This window comes from Marinobacter sp. tcs-11 (assembly GCF_002049515.1).
In the GTDB taxonomy this organism is placed as follows: Bacteria; Pseudomonadota; Gammaproteobacteria; order Pseudomonadales; family Oleiphilaceae; genus Marinobacter; species Marinobacter nauticus.
In genome coordinates this window covers 49,807-73,390 of sequence record NZ_LLYU01000007.1, presented here as the reverse complement: position 1 = coordinate 73,390, position 23,584 = coordinate 49,807, and the positions used below count along the sequence as shown (strand labels likewise).

27 protein-coding genes are annotated in these 23,584 nt (G+C 56.6%); 11 read left to right on the top strand and 16 right to left on the bottom strand.

The window, feature by feature from the left end:
* Positions 1-2: 2 nt before the first annotated feature.
* Genes hemH through ARC85_RS09795 form a run of 4 tightly spaced genes read right to left on the bottom strand, consistent with a single transcriptional unit; the run spans position 3 to position 2,444 of the window.
* Positions 3-1,115 carry a ferrochelatase gene (gene hemH, locus ARC85_RS09810; RefSeq protein ID WP_286714753.1) on the bottom strand — a complete coding sequence of 371 codons (1,113 nt, stop codon included), beginning with the start codon at positions 1,113-1,115 and terminating at the stop codon, positions 3-5.
* 23 nt (positions 1,116-1,138) lie between these two features.
* Positions 1,139-1,567 carry a protein tyrosine phosphatase family protein gene (locus tag ARC85_RS09805; RefSeq protein WP_199451673.1) on the bottom strand — a complete coding sequence of 143 codons (429 nt, stop codon included), beginning with the start codon at positions 1,565-1,567 and terminating at the stop codon, positions 1,139-1,141.
* On the bottom strand, positions 1,548-2,003 hold the full coding sequence (locus ARC85_RS09800; RefSeq protein ID WP_286714752.1) for a YeeE/YedE family protein: 456 nt from the start codon (positions 2,001-2,003) through the stop codon (positions 1,548-1,550). Before ARC85_RS09800 ends, ARC85_RS09805 begins: the two co-directional genes overlap by 20 nt.
* A gap of 3 nt (positions 2,004-2,006) precedes the next feature.
* Positions 2,007-2,444, bottom strand: coding sequence for a YeeE/YedE family protein (locus ARC85_RS09795; RefSeq protein WP_286714750.1), 438 nt, complete (start codon positions 2,442-2,444; stop codon positions 2,007-2,009).
* A gap of 343 nt (positions 2,445-2,787) precedes the next feature.
* On the opposite strand from ARC85_RS09795, the gene ARC85_RS09790 reads away from it, so the two are divergent.
* Positions 2,788-3,207 carry a phasin family protein gene (locus ARC85_RS09790; RefSeq protein WP_011784979.1) on the top strand — a complete coding sequence of 140 codons (420 nt, stop codon included), beginning with the start codon at positions 2,788-2,790 and terminating at the stop codon, positions 3,205-3,207.
* 3 nt (positions 3,208-3,210) lie between these two features.
* Here ARC85_RS09790 and ARC85_RS09785 read toward each other — a convergent pair whose 3' ends face one another.
* The 10 genes from ARC85_RS09785 to ARC85_RS09740 form a co-directional block, all read right to left on the bottom strand.
* On the bottom strand, positions 3,211-3,840 hold the full coding sequence (locus ARC85_RS09785; RefSeq protein ID WP_023010163.1) for a TetR/AcrR family transcriptional regulator: 630 nt from the start codon (positions 3,838-3,840) through the stop codon (positions 3,211-3,213).
* Positions 3,841-3,858: 18 nt separating this feature from the next.
* Positions 3,859-4,671, bottom strand: a complete 813-nt coding sequence (gene xthA, locus ARC85_RS09780; RefSeq protein WP_228223580.1) for an exodeoxyribonuclease III — start codon at positions 4,669-4,671, stop codon at positions 3,859-3,861.
* A 78-nt stretch (positions 4,672-4,749) separates the two neighbouring features.
* Positions 4,750-5,490, bottom strand: coding sequence for a hypothetical protein (locus tag ARC85_RS09775; protein WP_153739897.1), 741 nt, complete (start codon positions 5,488-5,490; stop codon positions 4,750-4,752).
* Complete coding sequence (locus tag ARC85_RS09770; RefSeq protein WP_153739896.1) at positions 5,487-6,011, bottom strand: DUF2878 domain-containing protein; 525 nt, start codon at positions 6,009-6,011, stop codon at positions 5,487-5,489. Before ARC85_RS09770 ends, ARC85_RS09775 begins: the two co-directional genes overlap by 4 nt.
* Positions 6,008-7,282 carry an SAM-dependent methyltransferase gene (locus tag ARC85_RS09765; RefSeq protein WP_153739895.1) on the bottom strand — a complete coding sequence of 425 codons (1,275 nt, stop codon included), beginning with the start codon at positions 7,280-7,282 and terminating at the stop codon, positions 6,008-6,010. The genes ARC85_RS09770 and ARC85_RS09765 overlap by 4 nt, the downstream gene beginning before the upstream one ends.
* Positions 7,270-8,172 carry a DUF1365 domain-containing protein gene (locus tag ARC85_RS09760; protein ID WP_153739894.1) on the bottom strand — a complete coding sequence of 301 codons (903 nt, stop codon included), beginning with the start codon at positions 8,170-8,172 and terminating at the stop codon, positions 7,270-7,272. The genes ARC85_RS09765 and ARC85_RS09760 overlap by 13 nt, the downstream gene beginning before the upstream one ends.
* A 2-nt stretch (positions 8,173-8,174) precedes the next feature.
* Positions 8,175-9,440: an NAD(P)/FAD-dependent oxidoreductase gene (locus tag ARC85_RS09755; protein WP_278350625.1), complete on the bottom strand. Its 1,266-nt coding sequence runs from the start codon at positions 9,438-9,440 to the stop codon at positions 8,175-8,177.
* Between the two features lie 25 nt (positions 9,441-9,465).
* Positions 9,466-10,248 carry an SDR family NAD(P)-dependent oxidoreductase gene (locus ARC85_RS09750; RefSeq protein ID WP_278350624.1) on the bottom strand — a complete coding sequence of 261 codons (783 nt, stop codon included), beginning with the start codon at positions 10,246-10,248 and terminating at the stop codon, positions 9,466-9,468.
* Positions 10,245-10,715 carry a nuclear transport factor 2 family protein gene (locus tag ARC85_RS09745; protein ID WP_011784970.1) on the bottom strand — a complete coding sequence of 157 codons (471 nt, stop codon included), beginning with the start codon at positions 10,713-10,715 and terminating at the stop codon, positions 10,245-10,247. Before ARC85_RS09745 ends, ARC85_RS09750 begins: the two co-directional genes overlap by 4 nt.
* Positions 10,712-11,668 carry an acyl-CoA desaturase gene (locus ARC85_RS09740; RefSeq protein ID WP_183578390.1) on the bottom strand — a complete coding sequence of 319 codons (957 nt, stop codon included), beginning with the start codon at positions 11,666-11,668 and terminating at the stop codon, positions 10,712-10,714. The genes ARC85_RS09745 and ARC85_RS09740 overlap by 4 nt, the downstream gene beginning before the upstream one ends.
* Before the next feature lie 8 nt (positions 11,669-11,676).
* Here ARC85_RS09740 and ARC85_RS09735 point away from each other — a divergent pair, with 8 nt between their 5' ends.
* Positions 11,677-12,702, top strand: coding sequence for an NAD(P)/FAD-dependent oxidoreductase (locus tag ARC85_RS09735; protein WP_278350623.1), 1,026 nt, complete (start codon positions 11,677-11,679; stop codon positions 12,700-12,702).
* 6 nt (positions 12,703-12,708) lie between these two features.
* On the opposite strand, the gene ARC85_RS09730 is transcribed toward ARC85_RS09735, so the two are convergent.
* A complete protein-coding gene (locus tag ARC85_RS09730) occupies positions 12,709-14,193 on the bottom strand; it encodes an HD domain-containing protein (protein WP_278350622.1) in 1,485 nt (494 codons plus the stop codon).
* Between the two features lie 112 nt (positions 14,194-14,305).
* On the opposite strand from ARC85_RS09730, the gene ARC85_RS09725 reads away from it, so the two are divergent.
* The 7 genes from ARC85_RS09725 (at position 14,306) to ARC85_RS09695 (ending at position 19,796) form a co-directional block, all read left to right on the top strand.
* Entirely contained in the window at positions 14,306-15,514 is a 1,209-nt protein-coding gene (locus ARC85_RS09725; RefSeq protein ID WP_011784966.1) for a PP2C family protein-serine/threonine phosphatase, read from the top strand.
* Positions 15,515-15,528: 14 nt separating this feature from the next.
* The gene (locus ARC85_RS09720) at positions 15,529-16,020 is read left to right on the top strand and encodes an STAS domain-containing protein (protein WP_011784965.1); all 492 of its coding nucleotides are present in this window, start codon (positions 15,529-15,531) and stop codon (positions 16,018-16,020) included.
* A 52-nt stretch (positions 16,021-16,072) separates the two neighbouring features.
* The gene (locus ARC85_RS09715) at positions 16,073-17,134 is read left to right on the top strand and encodes an NAD(P)H-dependent glycerol-3-phosphate dehydrogenase (protein ID WP_113880089.1); all 1,062 of its coding nucleotides are present in this window, start codon (positions 16,073-16,075) and stop codon (positions 17,132-17,134) included.
* Positions 17,135-17,164: 30 nt separating this feature from the next.
* Positions 17,165-17,614, top strand: coding sequence for a SixA phosphatase family protein (locus tag ARC85_RS09710; RefSeq protein ID WP_113880088.1), 450 nt, complete (start codon positions 17,165-17,167; stop codon positions 17,612-17,614).
* Between the two features lie 41 nt (positions 17,615-17,655).
* A complete protein-coding gene (locus ARC85_RS09705; protein ID WP_153739887.1) occupies positions 17,656-18,552 on the top strand; it encodes a radical SAM protein in 897 nt (298 codons plus the stop codon).
* A 14-nt stretch (positions 18,553-18,566) separates the two neighbouring features.
* Positions 18,567-19,133, top strand: coding sequence for a DUF1285 domain-containing protein (locus ARC85_RS09700; protein ID WP_286714748.1), 567 nt, complete (start codon positions 18,567-18,569; stop codon positions 19,131-19,133).
* A gap of 201 nt (positions 19,134-19,334) precedes the next feature.
* Complete coding sequence (locus ARC85_RS09695; protein WP_011784960.1) at positions 19,335-19,796, top strand: FKBP-type peptidyl-prolyl cis-trans isomerase; 462 nt, start codon at positions 19,335-19,337, stop codon at positions 19,794-19,796.
* 122 nt (positions 19,797-19,918) lie between these two features.
* Here ARC85_RS09695 and ARC85_RS09690 read toward each other — a convergent pair whose 3' ends face one another.
* Positions 19,919-21,571 carry an electron transfer flavoprotein-ubiquinone oxidoreductase gene (locus ARC85_RS09690; protein ID WP_022991232.1) on the bottom strand — a complete coding sequence of 551 codons (1,653 nt, stop codon included), beginning with the start codon at positions 21,569-21,571 and terminating at the stop codon, positions 19,919-19,921.
* A gap of 318 nt (positions 21,572-21,889) precedes the next feature.
* Here ARC85_RS09690 and ARC85_RS09685 point away from each other — a divergent pair, with 318 nt between their 5' ends.
* Positions 21,890-22,639 (top strand): electron transfer flavoprotein subunit beta/FixA family protein, encoded by a 750-nt coding sequence (locus ARC85_RS09685; protein ID WP_272998805.1) that lies wholly within the window; start codon positions 21,890-21,892, stop codon positions 22,637-22,639.
* A complete protein-coding gene (locus tag ARC85_RS09680) occupies positions 22,640-23,581 on the top strand; it encodes an electron transfer flavoprotein subunit alpha/FixB family protein (RefSeq protein WP_153739885.1) in 942 nt (313 codons plus the stop codon).
* The last annotated feature ends 3 nt before the right edge of the window (positions 23,582-23,584 follow it).

Sequence of the window (23,584 nt, the reverse complement as noted above, 5' to 3'; positions counted from 1 at the left end):
TTTCAGATATCGCTGCGGCCAGGGAAGGTGGCCTGTTTGCGCTCTTCCGCCAGTGTGGCCCGCTGTTCAAGGGATTCCGGTGTGTTCTCGGGAATATCCCATCCCTGAAGGTTGTCCTCCACCAGTTGCACCAGGGCATCGATGTGCCCAGGAGTGGCGTTCAGGCAGGGAATATAGCTAAAGCCTTCGCCGCCGGACTCCATAAAGTATTCGCGGTTTTCCTCGTTAATCTCCTCGATGGTTTCCAGGCAATCGGCGGAGAAACCAGGACAGAATACATCAATGGATTTTACCCCTTTTCCGGGCAAGGCTTTAAGGGTTTCATCGGTGTAGGGTTGCAGCCATTCCTCCCGCCCGAACCGGGACTGGAAAGTGGTCATGTACTGGTCTTTACCGAGGCCAAGACGCTCCGCCAGCAGCCGTGATGTCTTATGGCATTCACAGTGGTACGGGTCGCCCTTCAGCAGGTATTTCAGCGGCACGCCGTGGTAGGAGAGAATCAGCTTTTCCTTGCGGCCATGTTCGGCCCAGTGCGATTCAATATGGCGCGCCATGGCTTCGATGTACGGCGGGAAATCCTGGTAATGGGAAATAAACCGGAAATCGGGCAGCCAGCGTCGCCGGGTAAAGTCTTTTGAAATGGCATCGAACGTTGAGGCCGTGGTCGAGGCTGAATACTGGGGATACAGCGGAAGTACCAGCAGCTTGCGCACGCCCTGTTGTTGCATCTCGTCCAGTACCCGGGGTATGGAAGGGTTGCCATAACGCATGGCGAAACCTACCACCACATTGGTGCCGAAGCGCTGTTTCATGGCCTCACGGATACCCTCAGCCTGTTTCGCTGTGTGAATCAGCAGGGGAGAACCGTCCTTTTCCCACACACCAGCATAGGCTTCCGCACTTTTCCGGGGGCGAATGCGGAGGATGACGCCGTGCAGAATCAGCCACCACAGGGGGCGCGGTAACTCGACAACCCGCGGATCCCAGAGGAATTCCGCGAGGTATTTCCTGAGGGCCGGAGTGGTAGGGGCGTCGGGGGTTCCAAGATTGGTGATCAGCACACCGAGCCGATCCGGCTCATTGTGGCGGTAGTTATCGATCCCGTTGTAAGGCATTGAGACGTTCCGTGAGGTGAAAATTAACGCTTGCCGGCCTGCTGCATCAGGCGGGGAATAAGCCCGGTAATGTCGTAACCTGCATTCCGTGCCCGGGACAGGATTTCCTCAGGCTGGTGGTCGCGGGCGCTACTCAGGGCCCATAGTACCGTACAGCGGGTGCCGGAACGACAGAAGGCTAGTACGGGTTTCTCGGCATCACGGATCATGGGCGCGAAACGTTCGACGTCCTGGTCGGTAATATTGCCAGACTCAACCGGCATGTAGACCCACTCAAGGCCCTGTTCTTTTGCTGCGGCCTCAATGTCGGCCATGGCCGGTTGGCCGTATTCTTCCTGGTCGGGCCGATTGGCGACCAGGGTCCGAAACCCCAGACGCGCAATTTCGGCGACGTCCTCAATAGCGATTTGTGGCGCTACGGAAATACTGTCATCAATTTTTCTGATATCCACGCGTGTCTCCCAACGACGGTCGTTTAATCCGCTCGATCACTTCGAATGCCATCATACCGGCCACCATGGACGCAACAAAGACCACGGCCTTGATTTCTCCGGCACCAAGAGCCACCAGGGCGGGCCCTGGACAAAAACCGGCAATGCCCCAGCCAATACCGAACATCATGCTGCCAATAACAAGTCTGGGCTCAATACGGTTGTTCGCCGGCATTTTCATCGTGAATCCAAGGAATGAAAGAGTGCGCCTGCGCGCGACAGTGAAAGCGAACAGTCCGACGATGATTGCGCCTCCCATCACGAAGGCCAGTGACGGGTCCCAAAGCCCGGCGATATCGAGAAAACCGAGTACTTTTTCCGGATTGGCCATACCCGACACCATGAGGCCCGATCCGAAAATCAGTCCTGCCAGAAGTGAGGTTAGAGAGTATTTCATTTTTCAGGCTCCCATCAGGTGGCGAATTACAAATACGGTTATAAATCCTGTTGCCATAAAACTGAGGGTTGCGACCAGTGAGCGAAGCGACAGACGAGACAATCCACAGACACCATGCCCACTGGTGCAGCCTGAGCCGTAGCGAGTACCTATACCCACCAGCAATCCGGCGAGGATCAGAGCCGGGTAACCTGCGTCAACTTGAATGGGTGGAAGCTCGGAAAACAACAGCCACAGGCTTGGGGTGCCTACAAGCCCGGCGAGAAAAGCCACCCGCCAGAGTATATCGCGGCGGGCAGGCACCAACAGGCCACCCAGTATTCCACTTATTCCTGCAATGCGGCCGTTCAAAAGCAGGAAGCTTGCAGCGGCGAGGCCGATCAGCAGGCCGCCGGTCAGTGCAGCGCCAGGGGTAAACTGGCTCCAGGCAATATCAATCATTCATAGACTCCCGCGAAATATCGGTTTTGGAATAACCATATAATGGGGAGAAATAATAACAAAAAAAGCCCGGCAGGGAATGCCGGGCAGAGGCGTGCGAGTAGTATCCATGAAAGACTTCCAGACAAACCGACATCAACAGGGATGCCGGTATTGGGAAGTATTGACCATAATTTGAACAGTTCAAGTGAGAGGCGCTTTCGTTTGAAAACATTTTTTCATATTGCATCAGTGGTTATACTGCGGCCTTTCGTTATGCGGTTCTCAGGGCCACCACTGCAATCCGGCCCCGGCTGTAATACAATGACAGCTACCGCTAATGCCCGACTCCCATGAGGTATGCATGTCTGAGCACGACGACAAAAATCCTGAAAATGATCCGCAACTGGCGGGCAAGATCAAGGATTCCGCCCGGCAAATCTGGCTGGCTGGGCTTGGCGCCTACACCAAAGCGGAAGAGGACGCCGGCAAGTTCTTTGATCGTCTGGTTCAGGAAGGCGAACAGCTGGAGAGCAAAACCCGGGGTGTGGTCGAGAAACAGATCCGCACCGTGGAAGATCGGGTAGGCGAGGTTCGTGAGCGGGCCACCGGGACCTGGGACAAACTCGAGCATATGTTCGACCAGCGGGTTTCTGGCGCGCTCCGTCGCCTCGGCATCCATCGCCGGGAAGAAATCGAAGCTATGGAGCGCCGTATCGAGGCATTGGAAAGTGAGCTGTCCAGGCTGCGCGGTCAGAACACTGCGCGCGACGAGGAAGAATAAGCTCTAGAGATAGGTCCGGCTGGTGAGCCGGACCTGTTCCTGTTCTTCTTCGTTCAGGTAGGGCAGCAACAGGTGCAACATCTGATAGACACCGCGGCCCGGGTCCACTGACTCCCGGTCATCCAGATGCGAAAGCGTGTCGAAGCTACTCCAGTAACACACCGTCAGGGTAAGCTGCTCACACACCGAAGCCAGTTCATCCGAACCGATGTTCATGATGCCTTGCCGGCGAAAACTCTCACACAGCGTGTTGAACGCCAATTCCTTCTTTTTGAGAATCCTGCGAAATCGAACCTGAAGCTGATCGTAACGGGACAGGACGTTGACCAGATCCTGGTACAGGAAACGGTAGCGGGCCACGGCTTCAAACAGCAGATGCAGGAAGAAGCTGAACTGGTCCATGGGCACGTCTGCTTCCTCGGGCACCGCCAGAAGATCCAGCATCTCTGCCTCATAGGCCCGGAACAATTCCTCAACGATATCGCCTTTGCTTTTGAAGTGGTAATACAGGTTGCCCGGGCTGATCTCCAGCTCATCAGAGATCAGCAGAGTGGTGACGTTGGGCTCCCCAAGGCTGTTGAACAGCAGCAGGCTGGTGTCGAGGATCCGATCCCTGGTTTTGACTTTCTTCATCCGTAATGGCCCGGTCAATCAGAGGTCGAATGAGGCCCACACCGGGCAGTGATCGGATGGTCGCTCCATGGCCCGGATATCGTAGGACACACCAGCTGCTTTTGCCTTGGGCAGGAGGCTGTCACTGGCCATGATCAGGTCAATGCGCAGGCCTCGCCTCGGGTCACGCTCAAAGCCTTTGCTGCGATAGTCAAACCAACTGAAGGTGTTGGCTTCGTCCGGGTGCAGATGGCGGAATACATCGGTAAAGCCCCGTTGTTCAACTTGCCCAAGCCATTCCCGCTCTTCCGGCAGGAAACTGCATTTTCCCGAACGCAACCAGCGTTTGGCATTGTCGGCGCCAATGCCGATGTCGCGGTCTGTGGGCGATATGTTCATGTCGCCCATTACCAAAATATGGCCGGGTTTCTTGGCCAGTTGGTCCAGGTAGGCCATCAGGTCGGCGTAGAACTTTTCCTTGGCAGGAAACTTTACAGGGTGGTCCCGGCTTTCCCCCTGGGGGAAATAACCGTTGATGACGGTCAGGGGTTCGCCGTTAACGGTGAAATGGCCGGTAATCAGGCGCCGCTGGGAGTCTTCACCATCAGAGGGGTAGCCTTTGAGGACCTCTTCCGGCTCCGCGCGGGATAACAGGGCAACACCGTAGTGGGTTTTCTGGCCATGAAAGTGAACGTGATAACCGAGCTCGCGAATGGCCTCGACCGGGAATTCCTCATCAGTGACCTTGGTTTCCTGAAGACCGATGACATCCGGATTAAGCTGCTGAATCACGGCTTCGAGCTGATGCAGGCGGGTGCGGATACTGTTCACATTGAACGACACAAACATCATGGGCGCAGAATCTCCGGAAAAATTTTTTCGGAGTTTAACACACCCCAGGCCGGGTGCCGTCTGGCAGCTGCGACCGGATTACCGTGTCAGTTCACAATCCGGCAAGCGGGCAACCTGATAGCGAATGTGGGCAATGTGGTTGGATTCGGCATCTTGCCGGATGTTGGTCAACCCCAGATAGTCGGTCAGTGCGCCGTCTGAGCTATAGCCCAGCACGATGGGATCCACCAGAAACCGTAATACCAGACTTGTGGGGCGGATCTGCACGGTCACCTCTGCGTTCACCTTTACAGAAGTGGCTGGCTCCAGAACAAAACCGTAGTGATCGCCCCGGGTGGGGGCCAGAAACCGGAATTCCACAGACTCGCCTTGTTGGACGCGTTCCCAGTTTGCCCGGACAAAGTAATCAAAACCTGAATCCACCACCAGGCTCTGGTCAAAGGGGACCATGAATTCGCGGGTGTCTCCCGCTGGACTCTGCCAGACGATGTTGAGTGCCTGCTCCTGCGGGTAGGTGATGGTCAAAGCTTCTCCGAATGTCGGCTGGCGGAATTCCAGTTGCGGACGGAATGGGGAGCTATTGTAAGACAGCATTTTGCTGGCAAACTCGTCGCGGCTTTCCGGAGTCCGGTAGGAAACCTGGTGATTAACCGGGGCGAAGACGCCTTCGGAACACGTGCCTTCGACTCGATGATCCTCCTGGTAAAGCACCTTCCCATCCTGTTTGGCTGTACCTGAAAATTCAAATACCTCGCCAGCCACGGGAAACGCGGCTGCTGCCAGGAATACGGTCAGGGCCGTCGAACCAGCGAGTTTCATGTTTCCAGCTCCGTATACAGGGCCTTGCGAATGAACAGCAGCAACGGAAACAGGACGAACCAGCCGACGGCCATGGCGACCAGGGAAACTGTCAGGTCCGGCAGCGCCACTATACCGAGCTGGCTGGCGGACCAATAGGCAAAGGGGCCGGCAATGGGGGCCAGAGCCCACGGCAACCACTGGCGCTGGCCAATCCAGCCCAGGGAATGACACAGGGTGGTCATGAAGATGGCCCAGATCGCGATGAGCCAGGGCGGGGCCGCCAGCACCTCTTCTCCGGAATCCAGGGCCAGCACCCCGGTTCGGAACCAGAATGTATCCATCAGTCCGCCGAGCACCACGCCAAAGCCAATAAACTGCAGTTCGGAAAACCGCTGTTGACTGACCAGAGCAAGATGTAGCCCCAGGAACACCAGGATCAGCCCAACCGTAGCTAGCCCGGGGTACAGCACGCAGGCCAGCCAGCCTGTCTGGAACAGTATAAAGTTCAGCAGGTTACGGGCGTTTTTTGAAGTGATCATACACTCAGAATATTCGCGCGTTTGTTGGCCGGCTTGGCCATGACCAGATGGGCAACGCCAATCGCCCGCTCGCTGAAGCCAGCTTCGCAGTACGCGAAATAGAAATGCCACAGGCGCTGGAAGGCCTGGTCGTATCCCAGCTGTTCCAGTTCCTGACGGCACACCATGAACCGATCACACCAGTCCCTCAGCGTTCGGGCGTAGTGAAAGCCGAAGTCTTCGGCATGGGTCAGTACCAGGTCTGAGCCCCGGTTCATAGAGCCAAGAATAGCGCCAAACGATGGGATAAAGCTGCCGGGGAAAATGTAACGCTGGATGAAATCCACATTCTTCAATGCCCGGTGGTAACGCTGTTCCGGCATGTTAATGGCCTGAATCAGCGCCAGGCCATCCGGCTTCAGCAGGTGGCTGATTTGGGACAGGTAGCTGTCCAGGAACTGGGGGCCAACGGCTTCGATCATCTCGATGGACACCAGTTTGTCGAACTGCCCCTGCAGATCGCGGTAGTCGTCGAACAGCAGCGTAATCTTGTCTTCCAGGCCTTCCGCTTTCACTCGCGCCTTGGTCAGCTCCAGCTGCTCCCTGGAAATGGTAGTGGTGGTGACATGGCAGCCATAGTGTTTGGCGGCGTGAATGGCGAAGCCACCCCAGCCAGTACCGATTTCCACCACCCGGTCCTCCGGCCTTAAATCCAGCTTGCGGCAGATGGTATCCAGCTTGTGAACGGCCGCTTCGTCCAGGGTTGCATCCTCGCGGGGGTAAATGGCGGAGGAATACATCATGGTTGGGTCCAGGAACAGGCGGAACAGGTCATTGCCCAGATCGTAGTGGGCGCTGATGTTCTTGCGGGAGCCTTCCGGGGTGTTGCGGTTCAGCCAGTGCAGTGCCTTGAGTGCTGGCTTGCTGATCCAGGCAAACCGGTCTTCAAACCGGTTCATGGTGTCGATATTGCGGGTAAAGAACCGAAGCAGGGCGGTCAGATCTGGTGAACTCCAGTCACCTGCCACAAACGATTCGGCAGCACCGATGCTGCCACCGGTCACCAGATCCCGCCAGGTGCTGTGGTTGTGGATCACTAACTCGGCCTGCGGATAGCGGTCATCGCCATCACCGAATACGAGGTCCTCACCTCCTGCCTCTCTGATCACCAGCCTGCCATGACCAAGCTGCGCCAGTTGCTGGCAAGCCAGGTGCTTTGCGACACGGCTGATCAACGAAAGCCCCGTGTTTCCGGTGCGCTGGTGTTCAACCGAGGTGTTCAGGTTCTCCATGAGCTTACCCTTCCTGCCGAATCAAATGCGTTGTCTTGTTGTGCCGATGGTTTTTCCGTTACATCCAGCCCCAGATCCTCGGTACCGCGCTGGTAGGCGCTGTCGGTTGCATCGAGTTTGTCCGGGTGGGTGTAAAAGGGGGCCCCTTTGAATTTCAGCTTCAGGGCATTCCAGTAAATACCGGCAACGCCTTTGATGGTTTCCAGGGGAAACCGTCTCAGGCTCCTGTGCAGGGTTTTACGATCAAGAGGGGTGCGTTGGACTACCAGCGTGGCATCAAAATGCTTGCGGCCTTCCTCTTCCACATTCATGTGAACGCGCATGTCCTTGCCGCGAAAACTGAACAGCCACTGGTAGTGCTGATTCATGCCATTAAATGGTGAAACGTGGAAGCGTTTGCTGAAAGCAAAACGCTCGGTGTGCCAGGCGTTATCGGAGCCCGGCCCCGGCTGGGTGCATTCCATGCAGTACACATGGCGCTGTTTCCAGGGGGTGTTGGTAATCTGGGCGACAATCACACGGGGGGTGGCACCGGCGTCTGGCCTGCAGCCCCTTTCATAGCACAGGTAAAAGCTGACCGGATTGAAAATGTAGCCCAGGTAGCGCGGGTGGGTAACCAGCTCTATTGGCCCATCCGGAGCCCAGCCGGTGGCGCTTTTAACCCGGTTGAATACCGCCTGGCGCAGGCTGGGCACTTCCGGGTCAAGGTAATCCCGCCGGTAGAGCCCCAGCCAGTTAAAACGTTCGAGGGAAAAAAACGGACTGGTTCTGGTTACCGTGGACCAGTCGTCAAGGTCGAGGGCGAGCATTCCGATGTTGTAGCTGAACTCATGCTGAACCGGTAGCTTGCGCCGATGCCTTATGGTGCCTTCCAGCCATTCACTGGCCATAATCAGAGCTCCACCCCGAATGCCCGGGTAACTCTCAGTGCGCTGCGCACACCGTCTTCGTGGAAGCCATTGAACCAGTAGGCACCGCAAAAGTGGGTGCGGTTCCGGTTACCGATGTCATCGTAGCGCTCCTGTGCGGCAACGGCGTCCAGAGTGAAGACGGGGTGATCGTATTCAAACCGTTTGATCACCTTTTCCGGATTAATATCCCGGCTTCGGTTCAGGGTGACGCAAAAGGTTTCCGGAGCGTCGTCGAAGTTCTGAAGAACCTTCATGTTGTAGGTTACGGAAACCGGTTGCGTGCTGTGTTCCGGGATCATGTAATTCCAGGCGGCCCAAGCCAGACGGTTCGAGGGCAGTACGCTGGCGTCCGTGTGCAGAACCACGTCGTTCTTCTGGTATGCGATGGCTCCGAGGATGCTTCTCTCATCGTCAGTGGCGTCGTCCAGCATGGCCAGGGCCTGGTCACTGTGGCAGCCGAAAATGACCTGGTCAAAACGATGTTCCTGTCCGTTGGCCACCAGGGTAACGCCCTCCTCATCCCGTTTTACGGAAGTTACCGGGCTGTTCAGATGGGTGCGTTCGCCCAGCTTGTCCATCATCCGGTTTACGTAGGTAGCCGAACCTCCGGAAATCACTCGCCAGGTGGGCCGGTCATCCACAGATAACATGCCGTGGTTGTTAAAAAATTGTAGAAAAAACCGGATTGGGAACTGTTCCAGCACAATCTCCGGCGCAGACCAGATAGCCGCGCCCATGGGGACAATGTAGTAGTTTCGGAAGTACCGGCTGTAGCCGTTGCGGTTCAGATATTCCCCGAGTGTTTCGCCGTCCGGAATCGTGGCGGCGGCCAGGTCGGCACGGGTTTCCTTATTGAACCGGAGAATCTCCCGGATCATTTTCAGGAAATTCAGATTAAACAGATTCCGGCGCTGGGCGAACAGGGTGTTCAGACTGGTGCCGTTGTACTGCAGTCCACTGGCATGGCAGTCCACGCTGAAACTCATGTTGCTCACTTCAGAGGCCACCCCGAGCCGATCCATCAACTTGATGAAGTTGGGGTAGGTCCAGTCGTTGAACACAATAAAACCGGTATTCACCGGCCAGGTGCGACCACCAGCTTCAAACTGTTCCGTGTTGGTGTGGCCTCCGGCATAGTCGCCGGCTTCAAACAGATGCACATCGTGCTTGTCGGCCAGCAGCCAGGCGGCTGTTAAACCTGATACTCCAGCGCCAATCACGGCAATTCGCTGACGTTCCTGATTCATGCAAGGTATTTCCTGTGGTCAAACTTCAATGATCGGTTTTACGGGCCATGGAGGCGGCCATGCGGTCGATGACTCCCTGGGGCAGGGCGGCTAGCAGCTTCAGGGACCAGGTAAAGCGTTTCGGGAACGCGATTTCGTTCCGGCCTTTCTCAAGCCCTGTGCGGATTCGTCTAGCCGCATCCCCGGCTGAGATGATGAACGGCATGGGAAAATCGTTTCGGTCCGTCAATGGCGTTTTGACAAACCCCGGGGATACCACCACCACCCGAATCCCCTCGGCCGCCAGATCAGCTCTCAGTGACTGGGCAAAGTAGGTAAGTGCCGCCTTGGAGGCGCCATAGCCCTCAGCACGCCCGAACGGAAACCACCACGCCGAGGAACTCACAATCACCAGCGTCGCCGGTTTACCTTTGGCACGGGTCGCCCGCAGCGCCGGCAGGGCAAAATCCAGGCAGCGTGCTGTGCCGATCACGTTGGTGGTCACGTTGTTGGCAATGACATCGCTGTTGTAGTCCGCGACTTCCAGATACTCACAGGTACCGGCGTTCAGAATGACCATGTCCAGGTCGCCAAAGTGGTCAAGCTGCGACTTGACCCCCTGCAAGTCATTCTTGCTGGTGGTGTCCGCAGCGGCGGCGGCTATCTGGTTCGGGAAGGTTTGCAACAGCTCATCCAATGGCTCCTGCCGGCGGCCGGTCACAATCAGTTTGTGACCGGCACCGGCGAGTTCGTGAACCAGCGCTTCGCCAATACCGGATGAGGCACCGGTTAACCAGATGTTGCTGGGTGACGTCAGTAATTGGCTCATCCTGCCTGCTCCTTAACCCAGCGAATCATGCGGCCGAGCACCGGCAGGTTCTCATATAAAAGCTGGCCGGCGTCGAAATAGTCCCGGTGATAACGAACTTTTCCGTCCCGGATCTCCAGATGGCTGATACCCTCCACAAACACCGGCTTGCCGCCGCGAACACGCTTGTGCTGAAGCTCCATCACCCAGGGCAGGCTGCACCAGCATTCCTGAATGACCGGCTCGTGGAAACGGAACTGGCAGCGGATAACGTTGCCGTAGGCGCTCGCCATGTATTCGGTTAGCTGATCAAGGCCATGTACCCGACCAAAAGGATCCTGAAACTCGATATCCTCGCCGTATACCTGCTGGAGCTTGTTGAGATTGCCTTTGTCCAGTGCGTTATACAGCGAACAGAAACGTTCCAGTACCACGGGCAATCCGGAATCCGGTGCCCCGACTTCAATGGCAGAGGCAGACGTCGTCATGAGCGGTTCCTCCTCTTGTGGTCCAGTTTCCGGGTCTCTTTCTGAATATGAGCCGGAATCGGATTGAGATCCCAGATGATGCCCAGCTTGGAAAGCAACCACAGGCCGTACCAGGTGACATCAATTTCGTACCAGCGGAAACCCTGGCGTACCGATTGCGGCCAGCGGTGGTGGTTATTGTGCCAGCCCTCGCCCAGGGTGATCAGAGCCAGCCAGAAATTGTTGCGGCTGTCGTCATCGGTCTCAAACCGTCTTTTACCCCAGACGTGTGACAGGGAGTTGATCGAAACCGTCGCGTGAAAAAGCACCACGGTTGATATGAAGAAACCCCATACCAGGAGCTGAAGCCCGTTGGTGCCGAGCTCGGGGGCCCACAGGGCCAGTGCCTCGCCAAACAGGTAAATAGCGACCGCGAACGCAGCGGGTATCAGAGAGTCAAAACGGTTGATGAACCTGAGTTCCGGGAATTTCAGCCAGTCGCGCACCCTGCGTTCATCCATCGCAAAGCCCGCATCACAGGTGAACCATCCCATATGGGACCACCAGAACCCACCCTGGTGTGGTGAGTGCAGATCCTGCTCGTTGTCCGAGTGTTGGTGATGGTGCCGGTGGTGCGCGGCCCACCACAAGGGACCCCGCTGAGCCGCGCTGGCCCCCAGAATGGCAAATGCGAACTGCGCAGGCCGGCTGGTTTTGAAGGTTTTGTGGGAGAAATACCGATGGTAGAAGCCCGTGATCGCGAACATCCTTACCAGGAAAAACGCAACGGCAAAAACCACTGCGAAAGTACTGACGCCGGTGTAAAGTGCCAGCAAACAGGCAAGGTGGAGAGCGATGAAGGGCAGGACTCGTACCCAGTTAAAGGCTCGGGAGTCCGTATCCAGGTGATCTGATCCAGCTTCGGAATCGAACCATCTCAGAATGTTTGTTAACCAACTATTTACTCGGGTCATATACAACCATGCGTGAAGTAACATCAGACACCACATCAATACGCAGCATCGCGGTTATTGGTTCAGGGCTGGCGGGGCTGACGACCGCAATTCTTCTTGGCGATTCGGGCCATAATGTCCGGGTATTCGAGAAGAGTCGCGGCCCCGGTGGTCGTCTGGCGTCCAAACGCGTGGCGAACGGATCCGCCGATATCGGCGCCCAGTACTTCACGTCCCGTAATCCCGGCTTCACCCGGTTTCTGGATCGCTGGGCCGGGCCCCGGAGCTACCAGAGCTGGAATGCCCGGTTCGGCTATCAGACGGAAGGGGCCAGCTGGCAGGCGTTTCCGGAGGAACACCGGTTTGTTGGTACTCCGCGAATGACGGCCATTTCCCGGGCTCTTTCTGAACACATTACGCTGGCATCCGGTGTTCGAATCGTCCGATTGTCGAAAGAAGATTCGAAATGGCAGCTCACCGGTACCGATGGGCAGCACTACGACGGCTTTGATCAGGTCGTGATCACGGCGCCACCGGCGCAGGCTCAGGAACTGTTGCGGGACAGCGGGCTTGAAGCGATGGCGGAAGGGCTGGCGGAGCACGTGGATAATATCCTGCCTTGCTGGGCGGTAGCTGCCCATTTTAATCGTCCCGTTGATTTCCCGTTTGATGCTGCGCGCCCCAACTCCGACGTGTTGTTCTGGGTGGCCAACAACTCCTCCAAACCCGGCCGGGAAGACAAGGGCCAGTGGTGGGTGCTGCACGCGAACCCCGAGTGGACACATCAGCACGTGGATGACGCCCCGGAATGCATTGCTGAAGCTCTGCTGGCGGAATTCAGGGTGCTGACCGGGCATGAAGAGGCTCCGGATGACTGGGTACCTCACCGTTGGCTGTACGCACGCTCGGAAGCCGCCGATAATCCTGGCTACCTGTTCGACCACATTGCCGGCATTGGCCTGGCAGGCGACTGGCTGGCGGGCGGTCGGGTTGAAGGCGCCTGGGAAAGCGCCTCGCAACTGGTGCAGGCAATGGGCCAGAGCTCTGATCAGTAATTGCGGCTACTCAGTCAGGTCGGAGGGAGCTTTTTCTGCGACCTCCGGCCGCCGGTAGAAATGGGTGATGGTGCCGTCGCCGAATTTTGAGAAGAAGGCACTCACCTCGGTGATTTTTCGCAGGCTTCGCTCCCGGGTGATCGGGTTTTTCACCAAGACCTTGATGCCGTTGAAGTTGTCCTGAATGTTCGAGAAGCGGGCCTTCATGGAGCAGGTCACCACGTTGTCCGGGTTAATGCCCAGTTCCGATGCCAGCCAGCGGCTGTGATTCAGGATTTCAGTCTTGTCCAGATTCTCTCGCGTGTCGACGTGGTCCAGCTTCACACGGTTCACGATGCAGAACGAGTAGCTCCTCGGTTCCCGGCGGGCAACCTTGCGGAAGGCTTCCCAGAAAAAGTTGTCGGTCAGCTCGGCAAACCATTTCATGTTGCTCAGGCAGGTATCCACCCAGTCGAAGCTTTCCGGGTCCTCCAGCACTTCGTTAATGGCCTCACGCAGCAACCAGTCGAAGCCCAGAGCGGTCTTGTGCGCATATACCTTGCGGTACATCTGGTGGCGGCTGTACACGAAGTCTTCCAGGGCGCCCAGGCCTTTCTGGGTAATCGCAAGCCCCATCCAGGGTTCAGAAACGTCCCAGCCGAACCGCAGGTTGCTCAGCAGGTGATCGAGATTGAAACCGCCGATGGTGACCGAGCTGTGGAAGCCGTCCCGCAACATATAATCGGCCCGGTCGGCATCAATTTCCCCCGAAACTATGGATGACAGCAGGCCCATCACCAACTGCGGTACATCCCGGGGCGGGATAGTGCCGGCAATGGCATCATCACCAGCGATAAATTCCCAGAACGTCTGGGCGTGGCGGCAGAAGGTTTCGCTGGGCGTAACATCGGTGGTTTCCATAATGCCGATGACATCGATGGCAGCCAGCCCGGCGCTCTCCAGATCCACAGACGAGAGTACGTCATGGGCGACTCGAACAGAGTAGTGTTCATGCTCCAGCTCTTCCGGTTCACTGGCCTGGTAGGCCGAATAGTCAACACCTTCCCACAAATCCCGGAACCGTTCAGGGCGAGACATCAGGTCGCGAATCTTCCGGGCCTGGGTGAACTGATGGGAGAAACTGGAGTGTCCGCTGTCGTGCAGCAAGCAGCCAAGGCGGATGGTCTTGGCCAGGTAATCGATGGCATCGAGCTGGCTCAGGCTGAGATCGGTCTGCTCACTCAGCTGCCGTTCCCGAAGGTATGCATCGATCATGGCCCGGAACATCCGTGTGCCCACATGCATCACCCCGATGCTGTGCAGGAAACGGGAATGGGTGGCGCCGGGGAAAACCAGGCTCAGAATGTCGTTCTGGCAGATGTTACGCAAGCGCTGAAACAGTGGATGGTCAATCACCTGGATTTCGTGCCGGTAGAGCGGGATACCGCCATGCACCGGGTCCATGATCAGTTTGTCATAGGCTCCGAGCAGATCGTTAACGGCACGTCTCATGGTTACAATTCTCCCAAAATGATGATTGCGGCCTTGTTATATCACAGGGGCATGCCAGAATAGGCCATATAAAGCCTTTTTTCTTTACCGCTGGTAGTTTAGGGCAGCCAACATGACCTCGCGCACCGAGCGCATTCTGATAATTGACGCCGATGAACAGGCCCGAGCCGATCTGTCCCGTTACCTGGAGGCGCGGGGGTTTTACGTAACTGGTGCAGCGGGGGTAAACGCTGCCCGAGGATTGTTCGACGACAATATCCCGGATGTGATCTTTGCAGATCTCCCTCCAGAGGCCATCAGAGACCTGTCCCGGCGCCTTGATGAAACAGAAAGTTTCACGCCGATAGTGGCCTGCACCAGCAGCCAGTCCAGTGCCGATGTGGTCCAGGCCATGCGGGCCGGAGCCGCCGATGTGGTGCTCAAACCCTGCAATGACGACCGTAACGCACTGGACGATGTTATCGGAAAGTTGTTTGACCGGGTCAGGGTAAACCGCCTGAACCAGTTGTACCGGCAGGAACTGGAAGAAGCCAACCGGGACTTGCGCAACGGTATTGCCGAGCTAAGGGCCGATCAGAATGCCGGCCGCAAGGTGCAGCTTAAAATGCTGCCAGACCATCAGCTCACGCTTTCCGGGCTCAGTGTGGATTACCTCATCAAGCCGTCCCTGTATCTCAGTGGCGATTTTCTCGACTATTTTCGCATCAGTGAAGACAAGGTCCTCGTTTATATCGCCGACGTTTCAGGCCATGGCGCCAGTTCCGCGTTCGTTACCGTGTTACTGCGAAACCTTACAAATCGTTTGCAGCGGAATCTCCGGCGCCAGTCCAGTGACGACATCCTGCACCCGGAACGTTTCCTGGAGCGCATTAATTCGGAGCTGTTGGATACCGGGCTTGGCAAGCATGTCACCGTGTTTGTAGGCATTATTTCAACAACGGAACGTACATTGAGTTATGCGGTCGGGGCGCATTTCCCCATGCCCATCCTGTCGTTTGAGGATGGTGAAACCCGTTTTCTGGAAGGCAGCGGGCTGCCGGTAGGGCTGTTCGAAACGCCGGAATGGGAACTTTACCAGGTGAAGCTGGACCGACCATTCCGGCTTTTGTTGTTCTCTGATGGCCTGTTGGAAGTGATCCCGGCCAAATCTCTGGATGAAAAGGAGAACAGACTACTTGAACTCGTTTCAGGAGGTAGTCACACTATCGCATCGCTGAGCGACGCTCTGGGGCTGGATAAGATCTCGGAGCTGCCTGACGATATCGCGATAGTATCGGTAACTGATACCATAAACGGGTCAGATAACACGTCGTCGACTTAGTGGCAGTGTGAAAAATGGCTGGTTATAAAATCCTGCAAGCAGAACAGCAGGGAATATACGTCCTGAAGTTTATTGGGGAAATCCGGCTGAACCTGTGTTCGACGCTGGACAATCTGGTTGAGTCCATAACCCGTGATCCGGCATTCAAAACCGTGGTTATCGATCTCACCGAGACCGAAATCATCGACAGCACAACGCTTGGCCTGCTGGCCAAGATTGCGCTGGCGGCGCAGAAACAAAGTCATTTTCTGCCAACGCTGATTTCCACCAACCCCGATATCACCCGCATTATTACGTCCATGGGCTTCGACAAGATTTTCATTATTGTCCGTGAGCCAGCTTCCCGAATTGAAGAACTCGAAGAAATCCCCGTGCTCAAGGCGAGCGAGCAGCAGGTTCGCGATAAAGTTCTTGATGCCCATAAAGTACTGATGGGCATGAATAGCCGGAACAGGGAAGAATTCAAGAATCTGGTACGGGCCCTGGAATGCGAGGAAACTGGCTGAAAAGCCAGTCCTGCACCGGGCCCGGCCCTGACAGAAACAGAACGGAACGTTTATGCCTGATAACCCGACGCCCGGTAATCACGGGGCGAATTCCTACGATGTGGCAGTACTTGGTGGCGGCAGTTTCGGTACTGCCATGGCAAAAGTACTGGGCGAGAACGGCCACGTTGTGCATTTCTGGATGCGCGATGAAGCACAGGCAGAGGAAATACGCAGCACCCGCATTAATCGCCGGTATATGCCCGCCGTTACCCTTCAGGGTGATATTCAGCCAACAACCGACCTGGCCGAGGCGGTGCGCAAGGCGGAGATTGTGCTGGTTGCGATCCCATCGAAAGCGTTTCGGTCGGTCATTCGCGAACACAGCAGCGAATTCCGCGATGGCCAGATCGTCGTCAGCCTGACCAAAGGCATCGAAGAGCACGGTTTTAAATTGATGAGCGAAATCCTGCTGGAGGAGCTTCCCAGGTGTCGCTCCGGTGTTCTGAGCGGGCCGAACCTGGCTGGCGAGATCGTCAACCGGGAACTGACCGCCACCGTGATCGCAGCAAAAGACCCGGATGTGCGCCGCACAGTGCAGGAACTGCTGGGCTGCGAATACTTTCGGGTTTACGCCAATGTTGATGTCTACGGTGTGGAACTGGCCGGCGCACTCAAGAATATCTACGCCATTGTTGCCGGCCTGGCATCGGCCCTGAACATGGGCGAGAATGCGAAAGCCATGCTGATTACCCGTGGCCTGGCCGAAATGAGCCGTTTCGCGGTTAGCCTTGGCGCCAACCCGATGACCTTTATGGGCCTTGCAGGTGTTGGCGACCTGATTGCCACCTGTACCTCCAGCAAAAGCCGGAATTTCCGGGTTGGTTACGCCATTGGCAAGGGCCAGAAGCTGGAAGAAGCCGTGCAGGAGCTGGGGCAGGTGGCCGAAGGTATCTATACCCTGAAACTGGTACGGGAAAAATCTGAGGCTATTGGCATCTACATGCCTCTGGTACGGGGGCTTTACGAGATTCTCTATGAAAGCGCTTCCATCAATGCAGTGATCAACAGCCTGATGATGGCCGTGCAGAACTCTGATGTGGAGTTCATTCTGCCGCGCACCATTACCCAGTGACCCGGGATTGTCATCCGGAAGGAGAGGCACGTGCATCTGATTGTTATGCGCCATGGTGAGGCCGGCTGGCATTCGCTGGATCAGGAGCGTGAGCTGACCGAGGCGGGTCGCCGCGGCGTGGCAGCCGTGGCGGCGCAAATTGCCTCTTCCCCGTGGCGTCCCGCCCAGATCTGGTCCAGCCCCTATGTTCGGGCCCGGCAAACCGCCGCGATTGTGGCGGAAGTGCTGAATTGCCCGGTCCAGGAAAAAGCCTTTATCACACCCAATGATGACCCTGGCCGTTGTCTGGATGAGCTTCTGGACAACCAGGTTTCACCATTGATGCTGGTTTCCCACATGCCATTCGTGGGTAGCTTCTCCACTCTGTTGGTGGATGGCCATCGGCAGGGCATTCCCTTTATGACGTCTCAGGCTGTACTGCTGGATATGCCTGTAGTGGGGCCAGGCTGCGCCGACTTGAAAGCCCAGTTTCTGCCCTGATCTAACCAGTACATCACTCATTTCTGATACTGAACGAACCTATGTACAGTTTTCCCATTGATTACATTGAGCCGGTCTTCCGGCCGCCCAGCGAGGCCAAATCGCTGATTCTGCCGGTGACTAATGGCTGTTCCTGGAACCAGTGCACCTTCTGTGAGATGTATACTCAGCCCCAGAAGAAATTCCGGGCTCGAAAGCCCGAAGACATCAGGGCAGACATCGAGAAAGCGGCAGCGGCATTTGGAGACGTCCGCCGGGTATTCCTGGCCGATGGAGACGCCATGGTGCTGCCCACCCGGCGCTTGCTGGAAATAATCGCTGACTTGAAGCGAGCCTTTCCCGGCCTGGAACGGGTTTCCAGCTACTGCCTGCCACGAAACCTGGCGAAAAAGTCCGTTGAAGAACTGGCGCAGCTCCGGGAAGCCGGCCTGAAAATCCTCTATGTGGGCATGGAATCCGGCGACGACGAGATTCTGCGGCGCGTGAACAAAGGTGAAACCTGGGAATCCACCCGGTCGGCCCTGGTGAAGATTCGTGAAGCGGGCCTGGTGAGCTCGGTGATGGTGCTCAATGGTCTGGGTGGTGAAGCTCTGTCATGGCAGCATGCCATTAACACCGCCGCACTCTGCAATGAAACCCAGCCCGATTACCTGTCGACCCTTGTGGTCAGCTTCCCGCAGGGTGAAGAGCGATTCCGCGAGGGCTTCGGGGCAGATTTCGTGCCCCTGGGCCAGCAGGCCCTGTTCGAGGAAATACGTTTGTTCCTGGAACACCTGGAACTGGATAACACTATTTTCCGCAGCGATCACGCCTCCAATTACCTCGTGCTCAAAGGTACATTGGGCCGCGATAAAGATCGCCTGCTGCAGCAGGTAAACATGGCCATTACCCAGCCCGGCGCCGTGCCTTTGCGGGAAGAATGGATGCGTGGGCTCTGATCAGGGAGAAAACGATGAACCGGACACCCGATGACATTGCCAAATCCCTCGAGGACGCTGGCAAGAGCAGGGATCTGCCACCGCTGGATAAATGGCACCCCGAACTTTCCGGCGATATGGATCTGGTGATCACCCGCGATGGCCAGTGGGTCTTCAAAGGTGAGCCCATCGCCCGGGAGGCCACGGTAAAGCTGTTCTCTACCATTCTCAGGCGGGAAAGCGATGGCGAGTACTACCTGGTTACGCCGGTCGAGAAATGGCGTATCCAGGTTGAGGACGCACCACTGCTGGCCCATGGTCTGGAGGTGAAAGGCGAGGGCGCGGAGCAGGTTATTACCCTGGCCACCAACATGGGCGAAACCCTGGAGATTGGCGAGCAACACCGATTACATGTTGGCTCTTACCCTGAGACTGGCGAACCTCGGCCAGTTATTCAGGTACGCCACGGTGTTGAAGCCCGGCTGGTTACCTCGGCGTTCTATGACCTCGCCGAACTGGCCGAGGAAACCGAAGCGGCGGGAAAAACCGTGTACGGGGTGCTTAGTCACGGAAAATTCTGGGAAATCGGGCGAGGCGGTTGAAAAGCGCCTGACCACCCCAATGAATAAGGTAGAAAACGCAGTCTGTCACTTGTTAAACTGTGGTTTCTTACTTGTTATCGAGCCTGGCTCTCTAACGAGGCCCGGTGGTCGTTAGTCCCTCTGTGCAGTCTGGCTGTTCACGATCACTTTCGATTGCCTACAATCTAAATACACAGTCATTGCGACACGCAAGGAGATCACATGGCCCAACCTCGTGTTGTCACCATCCATTACACGCTCACTAACGACCAGGGAGAGCAACTCGATTCCTCCCGCGTAGAAGGCCGTGAGCCCCTGGCATACCTGGAAGGTGCACAGAACATCATCGGCGGACTGGAAAGTGCGCTGACCGAGAAGAACGCTGGCGACCAGGTTAAAGTTTCCGTAGAGCCAGCTGAAGGCTACGGTGAAGTAAACGAAGAGCTCATCCAGCCGGTTCCGCGCTCTGCTTTCGAGGGCGTAGACACCATCGAGCCAGGCATGCAGTTCCAGGCACAGACTCCGGGCGGCCCCCAGGTCGTTCGCGTGGTAGAAGTTGGCGACGAAACCGTTACCATCGATGCCAACCACCCGCTGGCGGGCCAGACTCTGCACTTCGACGTTGAAGTGGTAGAAACCCGCGAAGCAACCGACGAAGAGCAAGAGCACGGCCACGTGCACTGATATGCCTTCTGATGGTTGATCAGAAAACGGCACCTTCGGGGGCCGTTTTTTTATGCCCGGAATAATCTGCGGGCATAAAAAAACCGGGGCTTGCCCCGGTTTTCTGAAACAGTGATCGTGGATCACATGTTCGGGTAGTTCGGACCACCGCCGCCTTCCGGCGTTACCCAGGTGATGTTCTGGGCAGGATCCTTGATGTCACAGGTCTTGCAGTGAACACAGTTCTGGGCGTTGATCTGGAACTTCTTGCCGCTGCCGTCGTCTTTCTCTACCACTTCGTACACGCCCGCCGGACAGTAACGCTGCGCTGGCTCGTCGTACTTCGGCAGGTTTTCCTTGAGCGGAATTTCCGGGTCCGTCAGCTTCAGGTGAACCGGCTGATCTTCCTCATGGTTGGTGTTGGAAATGAACACCGAGGACAGGCGGTCAAACGTCAGCTTGTTATCCGGCTTCGGATAGTCGATCTTCTTGCACTCAGACGCCGGCTTCAGGGTGGCGTAGTCCGGAGTGGTGTCGTGGAAGGTGATCGGCAGGCTGCCGCGCAGAATGTTCTGCTCGAAGAAGGCGATGGCACCGCCGACAATGTTGCCGAACTTGTGCATGGCCGGGCCAAAGTTACGCTCGGCGTAAAGCTCCTTGTACAGCCAGCTGTCTTCGAAACGCTTCTGGAAGCTGGTGATTTCCTCACCGGATTTGCCTTCCTTGAGAGCTTCGAATACAGCTTCAGCGCCCAGCAGGCCAGATTTCATGGCGGTGTGGGAGCCTTTGATCTTGGAGCTGTTAAGGGTACCGGCATCACAACCCAGCAGCAGGCCGCCCGGGAAGCTCATCTTCGGCAGGGCGTTATAGCCACCCTTGGCGATAGCACGTGCGCCGTAGGCAACACGCTTGCCGCCTTCCAGGTATTTCTTGATCTCCGGATGGTACTTGAGACGCTGGAATTCCTCGAACGGGCTCAGGTGCGGGTTGCTGTAGGAAAGATCGGTGATCAGACCAACATAAACCTGACCGTTTTCCAGGTGATACAGGAAAGAGCCGCCGGTAGAGCCGGATTCGTTCAGTGGCCAGCCGGTGGTGTGAACAACCAGGCCGGGCTCGTGTTTGGCCGGGTCGATGTCCCACAGCTCTTTGATGCCGATACCGTAGTGCTGCGGATCCTTGCCTTCGTCCAGCTTGAAGTCGTTGATCAGGCGCTTGCCCAGATGACCGCGACAGCCTTCAGTAAACAGGGTGTACTTGGCGCGCAGTTCCATACCCGGCATGTAGCCGTCTTTCTCGGAACCATCACGGGCAACGCCCATATCACCGGTGATAATGCCTTTTACCTGGCCATCTTCGACGATGGTTTCAGAGGCGGCAAAGCCTGGATAAACTTCAACGCCCAGCTGTTCGGCCTGCTCAGCCAGCCAGCGGCACAGGTTGCCCAGGCTGATGATGTAGTTGCCGTGGTTGTGCATGTTCTTGGGCACAAAGGCATTGGGTACCTTGGTGGCCTTTTCCTGATTCTTCAGCAGGAAAATATCGTCCCGGGTAACCGGGGTGTTCAGGGGGGCGCCTTTCTCTTTCCAGTCCGGGAAGAGTTCGTTCAGGGCCGTGGGCTCGAATACGGTGCCGGCGAGGATGTGCGCGCCGATCTCAGAACCTTTTTCAACCACACAAACGGTCAGTTCCTCGCCGGCTTCCTGCGCCAGTTGCATGACGCGGCAGGCTGCCGACAGGCCCGCAGGGCCGCCGCCGACGATCAGAACATCAAATTCCATCGATTCGCGTTCCACGTTGGTCTCCTCAAACAGCTTTTAATGGATATTGTTTGCCCGCAGGCCTCATCAGGGGCGCCATCATACCGGTAAAAATGCGTATAGACGACAGCCCGAAACCGCTCAAAACGGCTCTTTGTCCCGAAAGGATAACGCATTTGAAGAATCAAACAAACGTTTGTTTGAAATCTGCACTAACCTTTGGCATTGTACGTATACACCGAAATATAGTGTGTTTTGAGTCGATTTTTAGTATCGTCTCATTGTCAGGTCGGGTCAACCCGGTCCTTTGACTGTGAAGACTCATTAAATCCATCGTAGAAGAACGAGGAATCTATGAAGGTTCTGGTCGCTGTAAAACGAGTTATCGACTACAACGTGAAGGTGCGCGTCAAGCCGGACAACACCGGCGTTGATCTCGCCAACGTCAAGATGGCAATGAACCCGTTCTGCGAAATCGCAGTTGAAGAAGCGGTTCGTCTGAAAGAGAAGGGCGTTGCCAGTGAAATCGTTGTTGTATCCATTGGCCCGAAGGCTTCTCAGGAGCAGATCCGTACTGCTCTGGCTCTGGGTGCTGACCGTGGTATCCACATCGAGACTGACGAAGAAGTTCAGTCCCTCGAAGCGGCCAAGCTGCTGAAGGCGGTTGTTGAGAAAGAAGAGCCCAAGCTGGTTATTCTTGGCAAGCAGTCCATCGATTCCGACAACAACCAGACTGGCCAGATGCTGGCCGCTCTGACTGGCATGGGCCAGGGCACTTTCGCTTCCGAAGTGGTTGTTGACGGTGACAAGGTTAACGTAACCCGCGAAGTAGACGGCGGTCTGATGACAGTTGCCCTGAACCTGCCGGCGGTTGTTACCACTGACCTGCGTCTGAACGAGCCGCGTTACGCTTCTCTGCCGAACATCATGAAGGCCAAGAAGAAGCCGCTGGACGCCATGAGCCCCGCCGATCTGGGTGTTGAAATCGCCCCGCGCCTGACCACCCTGAAGGTCGAAGCCCCGGCTGCACGCCAGGCTGGTATCAAGGTGGCAGACGTAGCTGAGCTGGTGGATAAACTGAAGAACGAAGCGAAGGTGATCTAAATGAGCATCCTGGTAATTGCTGAACACGACAACAGCAGCCTGAAACAGGCTACTCTGAACGTTGTAGCGGCTGCCAAGGCCATCGGTGGCGACATCGACGTGCTGGTTGCCGGTGAGAACGTAGGCGCCGTCGCTGAAGCCGCTGCCAAGGCAGAAGGCGTGAACAAGGTACTGGTTGCAGACAACGCCGCGTACGGTCATTTCCTGGGTGAGAACCTGGGCGAGCTGGTTGCTGAAGTAGGCAAGGGCTACAGCCACATCCTGACTTCTGCCGGTACCACCGGTAAAGACTTCATGCCGCGCGTTGCTGCGCTGCTGGACGTTGCCCAGGTTTCTGACATTATCCGCGTTGAATCCGAAGACACCTTCGTGCGTCCGATCTACGCTGGTAACGCCATCGCGACCGTCAAGGCAAGCGACAGCATCAAGGTTGTGACGGTTCGTCCGACCGCCTTCGACCCGGTAGCCGCTGAAGGTGGTTCTGCCTCTGTTGAGCAGCTGGACGTGGTAAAAGACGCCGGCCTGTCTTCCTTCGTTGGTGAAGAGAAAGCCCAGTCTGATCGTCCGGACCTCGCCTCTGCCGGTATCGTTATCTCCGGTGGCCGTGGCATGCAGAACGGCGACAACTTCAAGATGCTGGAGCAGGTTGCTGATCTGCTGGGCGCTGCGGTTGGTGCTTCCCGTGCCGCCGTTGATGCCGGCTTCGTGCCGAACGACATGCAGGTTGGTCAGACCGGTAAGATTGTTGCTCCGCAGCTGTACGTTGCGGTTGGTATCTCCGGTGCCATCCAGCACCTGGCGGGTATGTCTGATTCCAAGGTGATCGTTGCGATCAACAAGGACGAAGAAGCCCCGATCTTCCAGGTGGCCGACTACGGCCTGGTTGCAGACCTGTTCGAAGCAGTTCCGCAGCTGGAAGAGGAACTGAAGAAAGTACTGTAACTT

Bases quoted from the DNA above. Each gene is read 5' to 3' on its own strand.
- hemH (WP_286714753.1), bottom strand. From the start codon at position 1,115: ATGCCTTACAACGGGATCGATAACTACCGCCACAATGAGCCGGATCGG.
- ARC85_RS09705 (WP_153739887.1), top strand. From the start codon at position 17,656: ATGTACAGTTTTCCCATTGATTACATTGAGCCGGTCTTCCGGCCGCCC.
- ARC85_RS09785 (WP_023010163.1), bottom strand. From the start codon at position 3,840: ATGAAGAAAGTCAAAACCAGGGATCGGATCCTCGACACCAGCCTGCTG.
- ARC85_RS09790 (WP_011784979.1), top strand. From the start codon at position 2,788: ATGTCTGAGCACGACGACAAAAATCCTGAAAATGATCCGCAACTGGCG.
- ARC85_RS09720 (WP_011784965.1), top strand. From the start codon at position 15,529: ATGGCTGGTTATAAAATCCTGCAAGCAGAACAGCAGGGAATATACGTC.
- ARC85_RS09680 (WP_153739885.1), top strand. From the start codon at position 22,640: ATGAGCATCCTGGTAATTGCTGAACACGACAACAGCAGCCTGAAACAG.
- ARC85_RS09725 (WP_011784966.1), top strand. From the start codon at position 14,306: ATGACCTCGCGCACCGAGCGCATTCTGATAATTGACGCCGATGAACAG.
- ARC85_RS09775 (WP_153739897.1), bottom strand. From the start codon at position 5,490: ATGAAACTCGCTGGTTCGACGGCCCTGACCGTATTCCTGGCAGCAGCC.
- xthA (WP_228223580.1), bottom strand. From the start codon at position 4,671: ATGATGTTTGTGTCGTTCAATGTGAACAGTATCCGCACCCGCCTGCAT.
- ARC85_RS09800 (WP_286714752.1), bottom strand. From the start codon at position 2,003: ATGAAATACTCTCTAACCTCACTTCTGGCAGGACTGATTTTCGGATCG.
- ARC85_RS09700 (WP_286714748.1), top strand. From the start codon at position 18,567: ATGAACCGGACACCCGATGACATTGCCAAATCCCTCGAGGACGCTGGC.
- ARC85_RS09730 (WP_278350622.1), bottom strand. From the start codon at position 14,193: ATGAGACGTGCCGTTAACGATCTGCTCGGAGCCTATGACAAACTGATC.
- ARC85_RS09685 (WP_272998805.1), top strand. From the start codon at position 21,890: ATGAAGGTTCTGGTCGCTGTAAAACGAGTTATCGACTACAACGTGAAG.
- ARC85_RS09715 (WP_113880089.1), top strand. From the start codon at position 16,073: ATGCCTGATAACCCGACGCCCGGTAATCACGGGGCGAATTCCTACGAT.
- ARC85_RS09765 (WP_153739895.1), bottom strand. From the start codon at position 7,282: ATGGAGAACCTGAACACCTCGGTTGAACACCAGCGCACCGGAAACACG.
- ARC85_RS09695 (WP_011784960.1), top strand. From the start codon at position 19,335: ATGGCCCAACCTCGTGTTGTCACCATCCATTACACGCTCACTAACGAC.
- ARC85_RS09795 (WP_286714750.1), bottom strand. From the start codon at position 2,444: ATGATTGATATTGCCTGGAGCCAGTTTACCCCTGGCGCTGCACTGACC.
- ARC85_RS09740 (WP_183578390.1), bottom strand. From the start codon at position 11,668: ATGACCCGAGTAAATAGTTGGTTAACAAACATTCTGAGATGGTTCGAT.
- ARC85_RS09735 (WP_278350623.1), top strand. From the start codon at position 11,677: ATGCGTGAAGTAACATCAGACACCACATCAATACGCAGCATCGCGGTT.
- ARC85_RS09750 (WP_278350624.1), bottom strand. From the start codon at position 10,248: ATGAGCCAATTACTGACGTCACCCAGCAACATCTGGTTAACCGGTGCC.
- ARC85_RS09760 (WP_153739894.1), bottom strand. From the start codon at position 8,172: ATGGCCAGTGAATGGCTGGAAGGCACCATAAGGCATCGGCGCAAGCTA.
- ARC85_RS09770 (WP_153739896.1), bottom strand. From the start codon at position 6,011: ATGATCACTTCAAAAAACGCCCGTAACCTGCTGAACTTTATACTGTTC.
- ARC85_RS09755 (WP_278350625.1), bottom strand. From the start codon at position 9,440: ATGAATCAGGAACGTCAGCGAATTGCCGTGATTGGCGCTGGAGTATCA.
- ARC85_RS09745 (WP_011784970.1), bottom strand. From the start codon at position 10,715: ATGACGACGTCTGCCTCTGCCATTGAAGTCGGGGCACCGGATTCCGGA.